This is a genomic window from Pigmentiphaga sp. H8 (genome assembly GCF_003854895.1).
GTDB lineage: Bacteria > Pseudomonadota > Gammaproteobacteria > Burkholderiales > Burkholderiaceae_B > Pigmentiphaga.
The window spans coordinates 1,475,891-1,492,185 of the sequence record NZ_CP033966.1; the positions used below are offsets into that span (position 1 = coordinate 1,475,891).

Annotated in this window: 15 protein-coding genes; 11 read left to right on the forward strand and 4 right to left on the reverse strand. The window is 69.3% G+C overall.

Annotated features, from left to right (window positions below):
- Positions 1-21: 21 nt before the first annotated feature.
- From EGT29_RS06980 to EGT29_RS06995, 4 genes are all read right to left on the reverse strand, one after another.
- Positions 22-711, reverse strand: a complete 690-nt coding sequence (locus tag EGT29_RS06980; protein ID WP_124688335.1) for a metallophosphoesterase — start codon at positions 709-711, stop codon at positions 22-24.
- Between the two features lie 34 nt (positions 712-745).
- Entirely contained in the window at positions 746-1,453 is a 708-nt protein-coding gene (locus tag EGT29_RS06985; protein WP_124688336.1) for an MBL fold metallo-hydrolase, read from the reverse strand.
- A 65-nt stretch (positions 1,454-1,518) separates the two neighbouring features.
- A complete protein-coding gene (locus EGT29_RS06990; RefSeq protein ID WP_124688337.1) occupies positions 1,519-2,406 on the reverse strand; it encodes an oxygenase MpaB family protein in 888 nt (295 codons plus the stop codon).
- Positions 2,403-3,314, reverse strand: coding sequence for a LysR substrate-binding domain-containing protein (locus tag EGT29_RS06995; protein ID WP_124688338.1), 912 nt, complete (start codon positions 3,312-3,314; stop codon positions 2,403-2,405). Before EGT29_RS06995 ends, EGT29_RS06990 begins: the two co-directional genes overlap by 4 nt.
- A gap of 116 nt (positions 3,315-3,430) precedes the next feature.
- Between EGT29_RS06995 and EGT29_RS07000 the strand changes: the two genes are divergently transcribed.
- The 11 genes from EGT29_RS07000 to EGT29_RS07050 all read left to right on the forward strand — a co-directional run bounded on the left by EGT29_RS07000 (position 3,431) and on the right by EGT29_RS07050 (position 16,294).
- Positions 3,431-4,426, forward strand: a complete 996-nt coding sequence (locus EGT29_RS07000) for a tripartite tricarboxylate transporter substrate binding protein (RefSeq protein WP_124688339.1) — start codon at positions 3,431-3,433, stop codon at positions 4,424-4,426.
- A gap of 35 nt (positions 4,427-4,461) precedes the next feature.
- Positions 4,462-5,223, forward strand: coding sequence for an SDR family NAD(P)-dependent oxidoreductase (locus EGT29_RS07005; RefSeq protein ID WP_124688340.1), 762 nt, complete (start codon positions 4,462-4,464; stop codon positions 5,221-5,223).
- A gap of 9 nt (positions 5,224-5,232) precedes the next feature.
- Positions 5,233-6,873, forward strand: coding sequence for a (2,3-dihydroxybenzoyl)adenylate synthase (locus EGT29_RS07010; RefSeq protein WP_124688341.1), 1,641 nt, complete (start codon positions 5,233-5,235; stop codon positions 6,871-6,873).
- A 19-nt stretch (positions 6,874-6,892) separates the two neighbouring features.
- Positions 6,893-7,735, forward strand: coding sequence for an amidohydrolase family protein (locus tag EGT29_RS07015; RefSeq protein WP_124688342.1), 843 nt, complete (start codon positions 6,893-6,895; stop codon positions 7,733-7,735).
- 48 nt (positions 7,736-7,783) lie between these two features.
- On the forward strand, positions 7,784-8,212 hold the full coding sequence (locus EGT29_RS07020; protein WP_124688343.1) for a hypothetical protein: 429 nt from the start codon (positions 7,784-7,786) through the stop codon (positions 8,210-8,212).
- 54 nt (positions 8,213-8,266) lie between these two features.
- Positions 8,267-8,611: a cation efflux protein, CzcI family gene (czcI, locus tag EGT29_RS07025; RefSeq protein WP_124688344.1), complete on the forward strand. Its 345-nt coding sequence runs from the start codon at positions 8,267-8,269 to the stop codon at positions 8,609-8,611.
- A gap of 75 nt (positions 8,612-8,686) precedes the next feature.
- The gene (locus EGT29_RS07030) at positions 8,687-9,946 is read left to right on the forward strand and encodes a TolC family protein (protein ID WP_124688345.1); all 1,260 of its coding nucleotides are present in this window, start codon (positions 8,687-8,689) and stop codon (positions 9,944-9,946) included.
- A 12-nt stretch (positions 9,947-9,958) separates the two neighbouring features.
- Complete coding sequence (locus EGT29_RS07035; RefSeq protein WP_124688346.1) at positions 9,959-11,152, forward strand: efflux RND transporter periplasmic adaptor subunit; 1,194 nt, start codon at positions 9,959-9,961, stop codon at positions 11,150-11,152.
- Between the two features lie 23 nt (positions 11,153-11,175).
- Positions 11,176-14,328: an efflux RND transporter permease subunit gene (locus EGT29_RS07040; RefSeq protein WP_124688347.1), complete on the forward strand. Its 3,153-nt coding sequence runs from the start codon at positions 11,176-11,178 to the stop codon at positions 14,326-14,328.
- A gap of 61 nt (positions 14,329-14,389) precedes the next feature.
- Entirely contained in the window at positions 14,390-14,995 is a 606-nt protein-coding gene (locus EGT29_RS07045; RefSeq protein WP_124688348.1) for a TetR/AcrR family transcriptional regulator, read from the forward strand.
- A gap of 12 nt (positions 14,996-15,007) precedes the next feature.
- Positions 15,008-16,294: an MFS transporter gene (locus tag EGT29_RS07050; RefSeq protein ID WP_124688349.1), complete on the forward strand. Its 1,287-nt coding sequence runs from the start codon at positions 15,008-15,010 to the stop codon at positions 16,292-16,294.
- The last annotated feature ends 1 nt before the right edge of the window (position 16,295 follow it).

The following is a 16,295-nucleotide window of genomic DNA, read 5'->3' on the forward strand; positions in this document are numbered from 1 at the left end:
CGGCGTGCGGCAGGATCCAGTCTAGCCCATGGGCGGGATGGCTTGCAGCGTGGCGAGGTCCAGCAGCGTGAAGCGGCCGTCCGGCATCCATCCTCCGGTGTCGATGTGATGGACGTTGCCCAGCACGACCGGATCGTCCACGGGCGTGTGGCCCACCACCAGCGCGCGCAGCCCGGCAACGCCGCTGGCATTCTCGCCTTGCAGCCGATCGCGCGACCACATCGCGCGGTCCCGCGCCGCGCGCCACAGTCGCAGCGACCAGGTCAGCCGGCTCCAGTCCCGCACCGGGCTGTCCGCGTGCACGATGCCCACCCGTCCTGCCGGTGTTTCGATCTCCCTGGCCAGCGGCAGGCGCGCGAAGGCCTCGGCATAGACCCGGCGCCGAGCGAGGGGCAGCGTGACGAACCACGCTCCGCCGTTGGCGATGTAGCTGGTCTGGTCGACGGGGTTGCCCTTGGCGTAGCGTATCGCGATGTCTTCGTGATTGCCGCGCACCGCATGGAACCAGGGAAGGGCCAGCCAGTCCAGCACCTGTTCGGATTCCGGCCCCCGGTCGACCAGGTCGCCCACGCTGAAGAGCCGGTCGACGGCGGGGTCGAAGCCGGCGCGGTCCAGGTCGGCCCGCAGCCGCGTGAAATGGCCATGGATGTCCCCGACCGCGATGTCGCGGCCGCGGTGGTTGGGTTCATGGCGGACGAGAAGGGCGCTCATGGGATTCCGTGGACAGAGATCCCATGATAGGCCGTTACGGCGATCCGGGCGCCTGCCCGCAGGCCAGGTTGGCCGGTATGGCCACGTCCATCAGGCGCGGGTTGGGCAGGTTCAGGTTGCGCATGATCTCGACGTACTCGGCCTGCGTCTTGCCGGCCAGGCGCGGGTTGTGCCGCTTTTCCTCGCCGATGCTGGAGGCGGTCCAGCCCTTGTAGTCGTGCGCCGGGTAGACCGTGGTGTCGTCGGGCAGCGCGAACAGCCGGTCGACGATGGAGTGCCACGACAGCCCGGCATCGCCGGCCTGGAAGTCGGTGCGGCCGGTGCTGCGGATCAGCAGCACGTCGCCAGTGAAGACGGCCCGGGGCGCGGCCGGTTCCAGCACGAAGCTGAAGGACTCGTCGGTGTGCCCGGGGGTATACAGGGCCTGCAGCGTGATGCCGTCCACGCGCAGCAATTCGCCGTCGCGCACCTGGCGCGAGACGCATTCGGCGCGCGAGCGTTCGCCCATGATGGTGGTGCAGGCGGTGGCGTCCCGCAGGTCGCCCAGCGCGGTGATGTGGTCGGCGTGGGTGTGGGTGTCGATGGCGTGGACCAGGCGCAGGTCCAGCTCGCGTATGGCCTGCAGGTAGTGGTCCAGGCGCTCTTTCACCGGATCGATGATCAGCGCCTCGCCCCCGCGGCGGGACGCCAGGAGGTAGGTGTAGGTGCTGGAGTCGGGCTCGAAGAACTGGCGGAAGATCATATATTTCTTCAAGAAATAAGCAAATTTCTATATGGAATATATGTTAGACATTCACATGCTGGCCGTCAAAGCCTGCCAGGGGATGGCGGCAGCAGTCCCATGCGCCGCTTCGCTCGGTGCGCCGAGCCGTTGCGCACGGCCCAGCGCAGCACCGGCGCGACGCCGCCGATCGCCATGCCGGCGGCACGGACCCGCCAGGCGGGGCGCCGCAACTCCAGCATGTCGGCGGCCCAGCCCGGGAGCAAGGCCGTGCCGGCTTCCATCATGAACCGGCTGACCGGCCGTGCCAGCGGGCTGACGGCCGGAGGATGGGACAGCAGGATGCGGGCGATTTCGCGGGTGCGGTCGTCGCACACCAGTTGCGGCCGCATGCGCGCCAGGTAGGCCGCCACTTCCGCGCGCGAGCGTGGGACCTCGCGCGCGCCCAGGCGCAGCGCGATCAGCGCGATCTCGTCGTAGTAGCGGTCCTGCTCGGCGCCGGACAGCGCGGGATTGCGATGGCGCAGGTGCGCGGCCAGGAAGTTGCTGACCTCGGCCACGTGGACCCAGGTCAGCAGGTCGGGATCGTCGGCCGCGTAGGGGCGGCCGTCGGGCGCCGTGCCGCGTACCTGTTCATGGATGCCGCGCACGCGCGCGATCAGCCGCTCCGCATCGGCCGTGGCGGCGTAGGTGGTGCCCGAGATGAACTGGCCGGTCCGGCGCAGGCGGCCCAGCATGTCCTGGCGGAAATTGGAGTGGTCCCAGACGCCGGCCAGCGCGAGCGGATGCAGCATCTGCATGAGCAGCGCGGCAATGCCGCCGATCAGCATGGAGGTGAAATCCCCGTGCACTTTCCAGCAGGCCGAGTCAGGGCCGAACAGGCCGGGATCGCCGCGCGGATGCTCGAAGTCGATGCCGCCCAGCGCCAGTCCGGTCAGGCCCAGGACCTGGGCTTCGATGTGCCTGCGTATCATGCGCGGCCCCGCGTGGGCTGGAGGGACGGGGCGTTGCGCTGCATGAGATCGCACAGGTGTTCGGCCGCCGGCGTCATGGGCATCTCGGCGCGCCGGATCAGCACGATGTCGGGCGCGGGCAGGTTTTCGCGCACGGCGATCACCTGCAGCGAATCGCGCGTCAGGTCGAATTCCCGCCATTGCACCGGCAGCAGCGCGAGCAGGTCGCTGTTGGCCAGCGCCACCATCATCGACAGCGCGGTGCGCGCCTGGAGCGCCACGCGCGGCGCGGGCAGGCCGTATTCCTGGAACAGCCGCGCCAGGTCGTCCTGGTTGTCGTAGTCGGTCGAGGGCAGGGCCCACTCGGCGCCGGCCAGCGCCTTGAGCGAACGCGAGCGCGCCAGCGGATGTCCCTTGCGGCAGACCACGGCGCGGGTATTGGAGAACAGCGGTTCGACGATGAAACCGGCCGGCACGGTGCCGGGCGCGGCGCCCAGGTAGAAATCGATGGCGCCGCTGCGCAACTGCGATTCGAGGTCGGGGAACAGGCCTTCGATGAGCTGCAGGTACACCTGAGGATAGCGCCGCCGGAAGGCGGGCAGGGCGCGGGGCAGCAGGCCCATGTGCGGCATGATGGACAAGCCGGCGATGACCGTGCCGGCGCCCGAGCCCTGGGCCTGCGCCAGTTCGTCGCGCGCCCGGCGCAGTTCGTTGACCATGCCGCGCGCGCGTTCGTGGAACAGCCGCCCGAGCGGCGTCAGGACCATGCCGCGCGCCTGGCGTTCGAACAGCGGCGTGCCCAGTTCCTTTTCCAGGCCGCGCACGCTGCGGGTGAGCAGCGGCTGCGCCACGCCGAGCCGGCGGGCGGCGGCGCGCAGCCCGCCATGTTCGACGATGGCCACGAGGTCCCGCAGCTGATTGAGTTTCATGGATATCAAAATCGAATCACTCGTGGGATTTTGACATCTTGTCCGTAGCACCGCCACTTTTCTACAGTCACCTCGCGTCCACCAGAAAAACTTGATAGCACGCGCAGGAGACAAGCATGCAACGCATCATGGCCTCGGGCCGGCACAGCCGGTTGCTGGCATGGGTGGCAGGGTTCGCCGTCGCCCTGTCGCTGATTCAGGATTCAAGGGCCCAGACCTGGCCCGCCAAGCCGGTCAGGATGATCGTGCCGTTCCCGCCCGGGGCCGCGCCCGACGTCGTGGCGCGGTTGATCGCCGACCGGCTCTCGCACGGCTGGGGACAGCCCGTGTATGTCGAGAACAAGCCCGGCGCCGGGGGCATTCCGGGCATGTCCACGCTGGCGCGGTCCGGCGCCGACGGCTACACGGTGGGCTTCGTGCCCGCCGCCGCGGCGGTGCTCACGCCCTTGCTCTACAAGCAGCCGCAGTACGACATGGACCGCGACATCGTGCCCGTGGCCGCCGTGGGCACGAGCCCCATGATGGTGGTGGTGCCGGGCACGTCGGCCATCCGCTCCATGGCGGACCTGGCGAAGGAAGGGAAGGCCCGGCCGGGCACCTTGAATTTCGCGGCGGCGCAGGCCGGATCGGTGCCGCACCTGACCGGCGAGATGCTGGCGCGGGCCGGCGGATTCCAGCTTTTCACCGTGCCCTATGCCGGCTCGCCCGCCGCCATCAACGCGGTGCTGGCGGGCGAGGCGGCGTTGACCATCGACGGTATCCCCGCCCTGGTCCAGCACGTCAAGGCCGGCAAGATGCGGGCCCTGGCGGTGACTTCGCCGCGGCGGCTGCCGGGCCTGGAATCGGTGCCCACGGTGGCCGAGACCTTGCCGGGCTTCGAATCGCTGGGCTGGTTCGCGTTGTTCGCCCCCACCGGGACGCCCGGCGCGGTGGTCGAGCGCATCAACGCCGACATCAATCGCCTGCTGGACGACAAGGAACTGGTCTCGCGCCTGGCCGACCTGGGCGTCTACCCCATGCACGGCAGCGCGGCCGATCTCCAGGCCTTCGTGCGGGGCCAGCAGGCGGTCTGGAAGAACACGGTGCAGGAACTGGCGATCCAGCCCCAGTAGGCCTGGCCGTCCAATCAACCACGATGGAAATGCAGATGAACGATAGAAGAAAAGCCCTGGTTACCGGCGGGGCGACCGGCATCGGCCGCAGCGCGGTGCTGGCCCTGGCGCGCGCCGGCTACGACGTGGCGATCAATTACGCCTCCAGCGGGAAGGCCGCCGGCGAAGTGGCCAGCGAGGCGGCGGCCCTGGGGGCCCGCACCATGCTGCTCCAGTGCGACGTGTCCGACGACGCGGCGGTGCGCCAGATGATGCGGGCCGTCGACGAGCGGTTCGGGCACCTGGACGCGCTGGTCAACAACGCCGGCACCACCGCGGCCTGGAAGGTCCGGGACCTGGACAGCCTGGACATGGACGAGTGGGACCGCACTTTCGCGGTGAACGTGCGGGGGCTTTTCCAGGTCACGCGCGCCGCGGTGCCGCTGCTCAGGAAGGGCACGGACCCGGCCATCGTCAACACGGCCAGCATCGTCGGCCTGCGGCCCGGCCCCCAGCCCTTGCCCTACGCCGCCAGCAAGGCGGCGGTCGTGAACCTGACCAAGACGCTGGCCTGGAACCTGGGGCCGGACATCCGGGTGAACGCCGTCGCGCCGGGTTGGATGGAGGGCGACTGGATGCAGCGCATGCTGGGCGAGAAGTACGGCGACCTCATGGGCAAGCGCGCCCGCGCCACGCCGCTGCGCCGCTGCGTGACCGCCGACGACGTGGCCGAGACCATGTTGAACCTGCTGCAATCGAACCGCTTCGTCACCGGCGAGATCGTCGTGATCGACGGCGGCTACACCAGCTCGACCTGAGGAGGCGCCATGCTCGAAGGATTCGTCCCCTTTCCGCCCGAGTTCGCCCGCCGCTACCGCGAGCGGGGCTACTGGCAGGACCGCTCGCTGGCCCAGGAATTCGCGCAGGTCTTCGCGCGCCATGCGGACCGGGTGGCCCTGGTCGACGGCGATCGCAGCCATACCTACGCCGACCTGGACCGGCTAAGCGACAATCTGGCGCTGCACCTGCTGGCGCTGGGGCTGCGGCCGCTGGACCGCGTCGTGCCCACCCTGCCGAACGTGGCCGAATTCGTGATCCTGTATTTTGCGCTGCAGAAGATCGGCGCCATTCCCATCGCCGCGCTGGTCACTCATCGCTATCTGGAAATCAGCCAGTTCGTCAGGCTGTCGCAGGCGCGCTGCTGCGTCTATCCGGTATCGCAGGGGGACTTCGCCTTCGGTCCCGTCGTCGACCGCATACAGCAGGAGAACGACTGCCTGCGGCTGCGCCTCGTGCTGGGCCCGGCCGGGCCCGGGGAGCATTCGCTGGCCGAGCTGATCGAGACGCCGGCCCCCGGCGACCGCGCGGCCCTGCGCGACATCCGCATCGATCCCGAGGACCCCTGCATCTTCCAGCTGTCGGGCGGCACGACCGGGATTCCCAAGCTGATCCCGCGCACCAACAACGACTACGCCTACAACTCCAAGGTCGCGGCGGAAGTGACCCGGGTGGACGGCGACTCCGTGCTGCTGCTGGTGCTGCCCATCGCGCACAACCTGCCCTTGGCGTGTCCCGGCATACAGGGCTTCCTGTTCAACGGCGCCAAGGTGGTGCTGCACGCGAACACCCGTCCGGCCGAGATGTTCGCGCTGATCGAGAAACACCGCGTCACGCACCTGAAGGTGGTGCCGGCGTTGCTGATACGCCTGATCAACGATCCGGACATCGGGCGCTACGACCTGTCGTCGCTGCGGCTGATCCAGAGCGGCGGCCAGCGCATGCAGCCCGAGGTCCGCTCGCGCACCCGCCGCCTGATTCCCACCGCGCTGGTGCAGGAGAACTTCGGCATGTCCGAAGGCGTGCTGATGTTCGTGCGCCACGACGACCCCGAGGACGTGCTGATGGAAACCTGCGGCCGGCCGGTCTGCCCCGACGACGAGATCAGGCTGATCGACGACGAGGGGCGCGAGGTCGGGCCGGGCGAGGTGGGCGAACTGTCCTGCCGCGGTCCCTACACGCTGCGAGGCTACTTCGGCGTGCCCGAGTACAACGCCAGGCAGTTCACGCCCGACGGCTTCTACCGGTCCGGGGACCTGATGCGCAGGCATCCCTCGGGCAACTACATCGTCGAGGGCCGCAAGAAGGACCTGATCAACCGCGGCGGCGAGAAGATCAGCGCGGAAGAGATCGAGAACCTGATACTCATGCATCCCGCGGTACAGAACGTGGCCTGCGTTCCCATGCCGGATCCCGACATGGGCGAACGCATGTGCGCGTGCGTGGTGCTGAGGGCGGGCGCGTCGCTGACGCTGCCGGAGCTGGTGGCTTTCCTGAAGGCGCGCGAGATCGCCAAGTTCAAGCTGCCCGAGCGGCTGGAGGTCCTGGACGATTTTCCGGTGTCCACCTTCGGCAAGGTGTCGAAGAAATCCCTGGCCGAGATGGTGGCATCCCGGGCGGCCGCGGCCTGAAAGAAGGAGAGACGCGACCATGCGCATCATCGATTTGCACTGCTATCCGGGCACGCAGACCTGGATCGACGCCCAGGGCCCTTATGTCGAGGCCCTGGCCACCTACTGGAAGCGGAACTGGGTCGGCAAGCCCGAGGACGAGGTCGTGGCCGAATTCGCCGCCGCCGGCGTGGATGCCTGCCTGGTCGCGCTGGACCTGGAGACCACCGTGGCCACGCCGCCCTGCACCAACGAATACGTGCACGGCATGTGGAAACGGCATCCCGACCGCATCATCCAGTGCTGGGGCGCGCTCGAGCCCGCCAAGGGCGAAATCGCGATACGCCAGGCTCGCAGGGCGGTGCGCGAGCTGGGCTTCATGGGCTTTCACTTCCATCCCATCATGCAGCACTTCGCGGTCAACGACACGCGCTACTACCCGCTGTTCGAGGAAATCGCCTCGCTGGGCTCGGCCGTGATGATAGACGTCGGCACCACCGGCATGGGGGCCGGCCTGCCGGGTGGCATGGGCGCGCGCATACGCCACGCCCATCCGGCCGCCATCGACGACCTGGCGGCCGATTTTCCCAACCTGAAGATCATCATGGCGCACCCCGGCTGGCCCTGGGTGGACGAGACCACCGCCGTGGCCCTGCACAAGGGCAACGTCTATTGGGAGATGTCGGGCTGGGCGCCCAGGCATTTTCCGGGCAATCTCAAGGTCGACATCCGCGGCCGGCTGCAGGACAAGATCATGTTCGGCAGCGACTATCCCAGCCTGCCGTACGCGCGCATCCTGAAGGAATGGCAGGAACTGGACTACAGCGACACCGTGATGGAGAAGGTCATGCATGGCAACGCGGCGCGCGTGCTGGGGCTGTAGGCCGGCGGGCATGTTTTCTGCTGGAAGGGGACGTTTCAGGAGATCGACATGAAGCGTTCCATTACGGCAAGCATCCTGCTCAGCCTCGGCATGGTCCTGACGGCGCCGCTGGCCCTGGCGCAGACAAGTTCGGGGACCGGTAACGGCCAGAAGAGCGGCAACGGCCAGAGCGGCGGCAGCAACGCGCCCAGCGGCTCCAGCTCCGACAGCCCGACCCGGGGCAGCACCAACAGCGGGCCGTCCGGTTCGTCGGGTAACGCCCAGGACAGCGGCTCGTCCCCCGGCAAGCAGGGCCAGGGTACCGGCAGCGCGGGCTATCCGGGCAGCACGACCCAGGGCGGCGCGCAGAACCAGCCGCCCAACCGGGGCGCCACGGGCTCGGGCTCCGGCGGGCGCGATCCCTCCACCGGGACGGAGTCTTCCGGAGCCGGAGACCGTTCCGGTTCGCGCAACAGCGGCAGCGGGCTGCTGCGTTAGGGCCGCGACACGCCGCCGCAGGCACGCGGTGGCGTCAGCAGCTACAATGCCCCGATGCGCCGCCTGTTCATCCTGCTGCTGCTTGCCTTCCTGCCGTTCCAGTTCACCTGGGCAGCGGCGGCGGGCTATTGCCAGCACGAAACCGGCAAGGTGGCCCAGGCGCACTTCGGCCACCACGAACACGTCCATCAGGACACCGGCGACAAGGGCGACGCCAAGAAAGCGGTGCATCCCGACTGCGTGGTCTGCCACATGATCGCGTTGCAGGCCGTCCTGGCCGGCACCCCGGACCTGCCCAAGGCCGGCATCGCCCATGCCCATCCTCCCGCGCCGCCCGCCTTCCTGGCGGCGGCGCCCGTCTCGCTGCCCGAACGCCCCCAGTGGCGCGCGCTCGCCTAGCCGGCGAGACGCAGCCGTTCCCCCCGCTACTTTCGTCTCGCCGAATTCACGGAACCGTTTTCCAGGTGCAATTCGATGCGCAGACTTCTATGGCCGCTCGGGCTGGCGGCCGTCTTGTCCAGCCCCATGGTCGTGGCCCAGCCGCGGCCCGATCCCGTTCCTATTCCCATTCTTGACCAGGTACCCGCCGCTGGCGGCCCGCTGACCCTGGAGGCGGCGCTGGCCATGGCTGCCGCGGGCAACCCGGCACTGGCGGCCGCCGCCAAGGAGGCCGAGGCCCTGCAGGGCGGCGTCGTCCAGGCGCGGGTCCTGCCCAATCCCGATATCTCGTTCGCCGTCGAGGACACGCGACGCGATTCGCGCACCACCAGCGTGGAGCTGGGCATTCCCATCGAGCTTGGCGGCAAGCGTTCCGCGCGCATCCTGGCGGCGGAGCGGGCGCAGACCGTGGCGGTGGCCGAGTTCACGCGGGCGCGTGCGCAATTGCGCGCGGCCACGGTGGCCGCCTTTTTCGACCTGCTGATCGCGCAGGAAGGGGTGGCGCTGGCCAACGGGTCGGCGCAGGTGGCGGCCCGGGCGGCGGACATCGCGGCCCGGCGGGTGGCGGCCGGCAAGGTCCCGCCGCTGGAAGAGACGCGGGCCCGCGTCGAGCGGGCCAATGCCGACCTCGAGGTCGAGACGGCGCAAGCGCGCGTGCAGGAGGCAAGACGGGCGCTGGGGGCGTTGTGGGGCGAACCCGATCCGCGCTTCGGCCAGGCCGTGGGCAGCCTGGACGTGCTGCCCGCGCGCGCGCCGGTCGATGCGCTGCTGCGGGAGCTGGAGCAGGCGCCCGAACTGGCGGCGCACCGGCTGGAGATCGAGCGCCGCGAGGCCGTGATCGGCGTCGAGCGCAGCAAGCGCTACCCGGACGTGCGGCTGACCGCGGGTACGCAGCGCAACAATGAGCTGGGGCGCAACCAGACCCTGCTGGGCGTGTCGATTCCGCTGCCGCTGTTCGACCGCAACCAGGGCAATCTGTACGAGGTCACGGTGCGCGCAGACCAGGCGCGCGACGTGCATCGCGCCATGCAAGTCAGGCTGGCCCACGAGCTGCGGCAAGCTTCCGCGCAGCTGGAACTGGCGCGCAAGAGCGCCGACGCGCTGCGCGGCACGGTGCTGCCCGGCGCGCGCGACGCCTATGAAGCCGCCACCCGCGGATTCGAGGCCGGCAAGTCCGGTTTCCTGGACGTCCTGGACGCGCAGCGCACGCTGTTCCAGGCCCGCATCCGCTATCTGGCCGTGCTGGCCGACACCTACCAGGCCGCCATCGCGATCGACCGCGTGCTGGGCCGCTGAAGGAATCCTGTCATGTCGACGACGAACAAACAAAAGGCCGCGATGGCGGCCATCCTGATCGCGGGCGCGCTGGCGGTGGCCGGCGTGCTGTTCTGGCCCGCGCCGCATGGCGAGGAAGACGGCCACGGCCACGGCGGCGAGACGCCGGCCGGCGCATCGGCCGACGAGCACGCCGATGACGGCCTGGTGAAGCTGAGCGAAGCCCAGGTCCAGGCGGCCGGCATACGCACGGCCGAGGCTGGCCCGGGAGTGCTGCGGCCGACCCGCGAGTTCCCGGGCGAGATACGCTTCAACGAAGACCGCACGGCCCACGTCGTGCCCCGGCTGGCCGGCATCGTCGAGCGCGTGTCGGCGGACCTGGGGCAACAGGTCCGCAAGGGCCAGGTGCTGGCCGCGATCGCCAGCACGTCGCTGTCGGACCTGCGCAGCGAACTGCTGGCCGCGCGCAAGCGCGAGACCCTGGCCGAGGAAACCTTCGTGCGCGAAAAGAAGTTGTGGGAAGAGCGGGTGTCCGCCGAGCAGGACTACCTGCAGGCGCGCACCGCGCGGGAAGAGGCCAGGATCGCGGTGCAGAACGCCGCGCAGAAGCTCCAGGCCGTGGGCGCGGCGGGCCGGGCGCCCGCGCTGAACCAGTACGAACTGCGCGCGCCTTTCGACGGCACCGTGGTCGAGAAACACATGGCCATGGGCGAGGCGGTGGGCGATACCACCACCGTGTTCACCATCGCCGACCTGAGCACGGTCTGGGCCGAGTTCATCGTCGCTCCGCAGGACCTGGCGGCCGTGCGCGTGGGCGAGAAGGTCAGCATTTCCTCGTCCGCCCTGAACGAGACGGCCCAGGGGGAAGTGTCCTACGTCGGCCCGCTGCTGGGCGCGCAGACCCGCACCGCCACCGCCCGCGTCACGCTGGCCAATCCCGGCATGGCCTGGCGTCCCGGGCTCTTCATCACCGTCAAGGTGCTGCGCGGCGAAGAGCCCGTGGCCCTGGCCGTGCCGGCCGATGCCATCCAGACGGTGGGCGATGACAGCGTGGTGTTCACCGTCGTGCCCGGCGGCTTCAAGGCGCAGCCGGTGAAGACCGGCCGCCGCGACGGCCTGCGGGTGGAAGTGCTGGAGGGCCTGGCCCCCGGCTCGCGCTACGCCGAGACCAATACCTTCACGCTCAAGGCCGAGCTGGGCAAGGCCAGCGCCGAGCATACCCACTAGACCCGCCAGACAGGAAGACTCTCATGTTCGAACGGATCATCCGGTTCGCCATCGAGCAACGATGGCTGGTCATGCTGGCAGTATTCGGCATGGTCGCGCTGGGCCTCTACAACTTCACCCGCCTGTCCATCGACGCGGTGCCCGATATCACCAACGTCCAGGTGCAGATCAACACTTCCGCGCCGGGCTATTCGCCGCTGGAGACCGAACAGCGCATCACCTATCCCGTCGAGACCACCATGGCGGGCCTGCCCGGCCTGGCGCAGACGCGGTCGCTGTCGCGCTACGGCCTGTCGCAGGTAACGGTCATCTTCCGCGACGATACCGACATCCACTTCGCCCGCCAGTTGGTCAACCAGCGCATCCAGGAGGCGCGCGAGGCCCTGCCGGCCGGCGTCACGCCGACCCTGGGGCCGATCTCGACCGGGTTGGGGGAGATCTACATGTGGACGGTCGAGGCCGAGCCCGGCGCGCGCAAGCCGGACGGCAGCCCCTACACGCTGGCGGATTTGCGCGAGATCCAGGACTGGGTCGTCCGACCGCAGCTGCGCACGGTGCCGGGCGTGACCGACGTCAACACCATAGGCGGCTACGCGAAGGAATACCTGGTCGCGCCCAACCTGGAACGCATGGCGGCCCACGGGCTGACGCTGGCCGACGTGGTGGCCGCGCTGGAGCGCAACAACGTCAACGTCGGGGCCGGCTACATCGAGCGGGGCGGCGAGCAATACCTGGTGCGCGCGCCCGGGCAGGTCGGATCGCTGGAGGACATCCGCGAGGTCATTGTCAGCCAGGCCCAGGGCCAGCCCATACGCGTGCGCGACATCGCCGACGTGCAGCTGGGCCGCGAACTGCGCACCGGCGCCGCCACCGAGAACGGCAGGGAAGTGGTGCTGGGCACCGTGTTCATGCTGATAGGCGAGAACAGCCGCGCGGTGTCGCGGGCGGTGGACGAGCGGCTCGCGGCCATCAACAAGACCCTGCCGCCGGGCGTGAAGACTGCGACGGTATATGACCGCACCACGCTGGTCGACAAGGCCATCGCCACGGTCAGGAAAAACCTGCTGGAAGGCGCGATCCTCGTCATCGTTGTGCTGTTCCTGTTCCTGGGCAACATCCGGGCGGCGCTCATCACGGCCATGGTCATTCCCCTGTCCATGCTGTTCACCTTCACGGGCATGGTGTCCTACAAGGTCAGCGCCAACCTGATGAGCCTGGGGGCGCTGGACTTCGGCATCATCGTCGACGGCGCCGTGGTCATCGTCGAGAACTGCGTGCGGCGGATCGCGCATGCCCAGGCCGCGGCGGGCCGGACGCTGACGCGCGCCGAGCGTTTTGCCGAGGTGTTCGAGGCCTCGAAGGAAGCGCGGCGGCCGCTGATCTTCGGTCAGCTCATCATCATGATCGTCTACCTGCCGATCTTCGCCCTGACGGGCGTGGAAGGGAAGATGTTCCATCCCATGGCGATCACCGTGGTGCTGGCGCTGCTGGGCGCGATGATCCTGTCGATCACTTTCGTGCCGGCCGCGGTGGCATTGTTGTTGAACGGCCGCGTGCAGGAGAAGGAGAACCGCCTGATGACCGGCGCACGCCGGCTGTACGAGCCGCTGCTGAGCCGTTCGCTGGCCAACACGCCGGTGGTGCTGACCTTCGGCGCGGTGGCCGTGGCCCTGGCGCTGGCCGTTGCGACGCGCCTGGGCGCGGAGTTCATTCCCAGCCTGGACGAAGGCGACCTGGCGGTGCAGGTGCTGCGGATTCCCGGCACCAGCCTGACCCAGGCCATTGCGATGCAGGAGGAACTGGAGCGGCAGGTCGCCAAGGTGCCCGAGGTGGAACGGGTGTTCGCCAAGATCGGGACGGCCGAGATCGCTTCCGATCCCATGCCGCCCAATATCGCCGACACCTACGTCATGCTCAAGCCGCTGGACGCCTGGCCGCAGCCGCGCCGCTCCCACGAAGAAGTGGTGGCCGCGATCCGGAAGGTGGTGGAGGGCGTGCCGGGCAACAACTACGAGTTCACGCAGCCCATCCAGATGCGTTTCAACGAGCTGATCTCGGGCGTGCGCAGCGACGTCGCCGTCAAGATCTTCGGCGACGACATGGCGCAGCTGGAACGCACGGCGGCCGAGATCGCGGCGGTCATGGCGCGTCTGCCCGGCGCCGATTCGGTCAAGGCCGAGCAGACCGCCGGCCTGCCCATGCTGACCATCGAGGTCGACAGGCAGAAGGCCGCCCGCTATGGCGTGAGCCTGGCCGAGGTGCAGGAAACCATCGCCACCGCGGTGGGAGGGCGCGAGGCGGGCATCTTCTTCCAGGGCGACAGGCGGTTCGACATCCTGGTGCGCCTGCCCGACGACGTGCGGGGCGACATCGAGGCGCTCAAGCGCCTGCCGGTGGCGCTTCCGCGAGGCGAGGGCCAGGCGCGCGTGGCCTTCGTGCCGCTGGCCGAGCTGGCCCGTTTCGAACTGGCGCCTGGCCCCAACCAGATCAGCCGCGAGGACGGCAAGCGGCGCATCGTGGTCAGCGCCAACGTGCGCGGCCGCGACCTGGGTTCGTTCGTGTCGGATGCCCAGGACAGCATCGAGGCGTCGGTGCGCATTCCGCCTGGCTACTGGACGGCCTGGGGAGGCACGTTCGAGCAGTTGCAATCCGCCACCGAGCGCCTGCAATGGGTCGTGCCGATCTCGCTGCTGCTGGTGTTCGCGCTGCTGTTCGCGATGTTCGGCAACCTGCGCGACGGCCTGATCGTGTTCACCGGCATTCCCTTCGCGCTGACCGGCGGCATGCTGGCGCTGTGGCTGCGCGGCATTCCGCTATCCATTTCCGCGGCCGTCGGCTTCATCGCGCTCTCGGGCGTGGCCGTGCTGAACGGACTGGTGATGCTGTCCTTCATCCGGTCGCTCCGGGCGCAAGGCCATCCACTGGACGACGCGGTCCGCCTGGGCGCCGCCACCCGCCTGCGGCCGGTGTTGATGACCGCGCTGGTCGCGTCGCTGGGCTTCGTGCCCATGGCGCTGGCGACCGGCACCGGCGCCGAGGTGCAGCGGCCGCTCGCGACGGTCGTCATAGGCGGCATCATCTCGTCCACCGCCCTGACCCTGCTGGTCCTGCCCACGCTTTACCGGCTGGCCTACCGGCGCCGGGCGGGTGAAGAGGGGGAAATAAATGATGATTGACATCTATTGAATAAATTATAGGCATCATTTATTATTCGCCCTCCATGCACAGGAGGGCGACATGCCCCGCGTATCGCGACAGCAGGCCGAAAAGAACCGCGCCGCCATCGAGGAAGCCTCGGCGCGCCTGATCCGGGAACAGGGGATCAAGGGAGTCAGCGTGGCCGACCTCATGGCGGCGGCGGGCCTGACCCACGGCGGCTTCTACGGACACTTCGAGTCCAAGGACGCGCTGGCCGCGGCCGCCTGCGCCAAGGCCTTCGCCACGTCGCTGGAGCGCTGGCGGCAGCGGACCGCCAGCGCGGCCGACGCGTCCGCCGCGCTGCGCTTCATCGTCGAAGCCTATCTGTCGCCGAAGGCGCGCGACAACGCCGGCGGCAGCTGCCCGGCGGCATCGCTGGCGGTGGACGTGGCCCGGGAACCCGCCGGCAAGCCGGTGCACCAGAGCTACGTCGACGGCATCCATGGGCTGGTTGCCTCGCTGGCCGCGCTGCGCGGCAGTGGCGACGAGGCGGCGGACCGCGAGCGGGCGCTGGTCGAACTGTCCCTGATGGTGGGCGCGCTGCTGATGGCGCGGGCCACGGCGGCCGACCCCATTTCCGACCAGATCCTGCAAGCGGCCCGCAGGCACCTGCTGCCCGCGGATGATTCCCTTCCCACGCCCTGACAGGACCGCATCGTGTTCGCCCATCCCGTATCGCGCTGGCTGGCCCGGCGAGGCATCCACTTCTCCTGGGTCATGGTGGCGCTGGCCTTCCTGACCATGTTGTCGTCGTCGGCGGCGCTGGGCCTGCCCGGCGCCTTCCTGCAACCCCTGTCCCGCGAGTTCGGCTGGAACGTCGACCAGATCTCGTCGGCCCTGGCGCTGCGCTTCGCGCTGTTCGGCCTGATGGGGCCGTTCTCCGCCATCCTGATGGAACGCTACGGCCTGCGCCGCATCATGTGCACGGCCATGGTCCTGGTGGCTTTCGGTCTGTTGCTGGCCACGCGCATGTCCGAGGTCTGGCACCTGATCGCCTTGTGGGGGCTGCTGCTGGGATTCGGCACCGGCCTGACGGCCGTGGTGCTGGGCGCGGTGGTCGCCACGCGCTGGTTCGACCAGCGGCGCGGACTGGTGCTGGGCCTGCTGACGGCCAGCGCGGCCACGGGGCAACTGGTGTTCCTGCCGGCCGCGGCATGGCTGATCGAGCATGTGGGCTGGCGCATGGCGGTGGCGCCGGTGGTGGCGTGCTGCCTGGCCGTGGCCGTGCTGGCGTTCCTGCTGGTGCGCGATCGTCCGCAGGACCTCGGGCTCGCGCCCTATGGCGCGGATCCTCACGCCCCGGTGGCCGCGCCCGCCTTGCCGCGCCTGTCCTTCCTGGCGCCGCTGCAGGTGCTGCGCGGCGTCTCCGGCAACCGGACGTTCTGGGTGTTGTTCGGCACCTTCTTCGTCTGTGGCCTGAGCACCAACGGCCTGATCCAGACGCACTTCATCTCGCTGTGCGGGGACTTCGGCCTGGCCGCGCTGCCCGCCGCCTCGGTGCTGGCGATGATGGGCGCGTTCGACTTCGTCGGCACCATCCTCTCTGGCTGGCTGTCCGACCGCTACGACAATCGCAAGCTGCTGTTCTGGTACTACGGCCTGCGCGGCCTGTCGCTGTTCTGGCTGCCGCACTCGGAGTTCACGCTGTATGGACTGTCGCTGTTCGCGATGTTCTACGGCCTGGACTGGATCGCCACCGTGCCGCCCACCGTCAAGCTGGCGGCGGCCGAGTTCGGCAAGGAGAAAGCGGGCATGGTGTTCGGCTGGGTGTTCGCCGGCCACCAGATCGGCGGCGCGATCGCGGCGTACGGCGCGGGGCTGGTCCGTACGCAGATGCTGACCTATACCCCGGCGCTGTATGCCGCGGGCGCGGCGTGCATCCTGGCCGCGCTGGTGGTCTTCCTGATACGGCGGCCGGCGGCGCCCCGCCTGGCCGCGGCCTGAG

Bases quoted from the DNA above. Each gene is read 5' to 3' on its own strand.
- EGT29_RS07005 (WP_124688340.1), top strand. From the start codon at position 4,462: ATGAACGATAGAAGAAAAGCCCTGGTTACCGGCGGGGCGACCGGCATC.
- EGT29_RS07010 (WP_124688341.1), top strand. From the start codon at position 5,233: ATGCTCGAAGGATTCGTCCCCTTTCCGCCCGAGTTCGCCCGCCGCTAC.
- EGT29_RS07030 (WP_124688345.1), top strand. From the start codon at position 8,687: ATGCGCAGACTTCTATGGCCGCTCGGGCTGGCGGCCGTCTTGTCCAGC.
- EGT29_RS07020 (WP_124688343.1), top strand. From the start codon at position 7,784: ATGAAGCGTTCCATTACGGCAAGCATCCTGCTCAGCCTCGGCATGGTC.
- EGT29_RS07000 (WP_124688339.1), top strand. From the start codon at position 3,431: ATGCAACGCATCATGGCCTCGGGCCGGCACAGCCGGTTGCTGGCATGG.
- EGT29_RS06980 (WP_124688335.1), bottom strand. From the start codon at position 711: ATGAGCGCCCTTCTCGTCCGCCATGAACCCAACCACCGCGGCCGCGAC.
- EGT29_RS06985 (WP_124688336.1), bottom strand. From the start codon at position 1,453: ATGATCTTCCGCCAGTTCTTCGAGCCCGACTCCAGCACCTACACCTAC.
- EGT29_RS06995 (WP_124688338.1), bottom strand. From the start codon at position 3,314: ATGAAACTCAATCAGCTGCGGGACCTCGTGGCCATCGTCGAACATGGC.
- czcI (WP_124688344.1), top strand. From the start codon at position 8,267: ATGCGCCGCCTGTTCATCCTGCTGCTGCTTGCCTTCCTGCCGTTCCAG.
- EGT29_RS07015 (WP_124688342.1), top strand. From the start codon at position 6,893: ATGCGCATCATCGATTTGCACTGCTATCCGGGCACGCAGACCTGGATC.
- EGT29_RS07040 (WP_124688347.1), top strand. From the start codon at position 11,176: ATGTTCGAACGGATCATCCGGTTCGCCATCGAGCAACGATGGCTGGTC.
- EGT29_RS06990 (WP_124688337.1), bottom strand. From the start codon at position 2,406: ATGATACGCAGGCACATCGAAGCCCAGGTCCTGGGCCTGACCGGACTG.
- EGT29_RS07035 (WP_124688346.1), top strand. From the start codon at position 9,959: ATGTCGACGACGAACAAACAAAAGGCCGCGATGGCGGCCATCCTGATC.
- EGT29_RS07045 (WP_124688348.1), top strand. From the start codon at position 14,390: ATGCCCCGCGTATCGCGACAGCAGGCCGAAAAGAACCGCGCCGCCATC.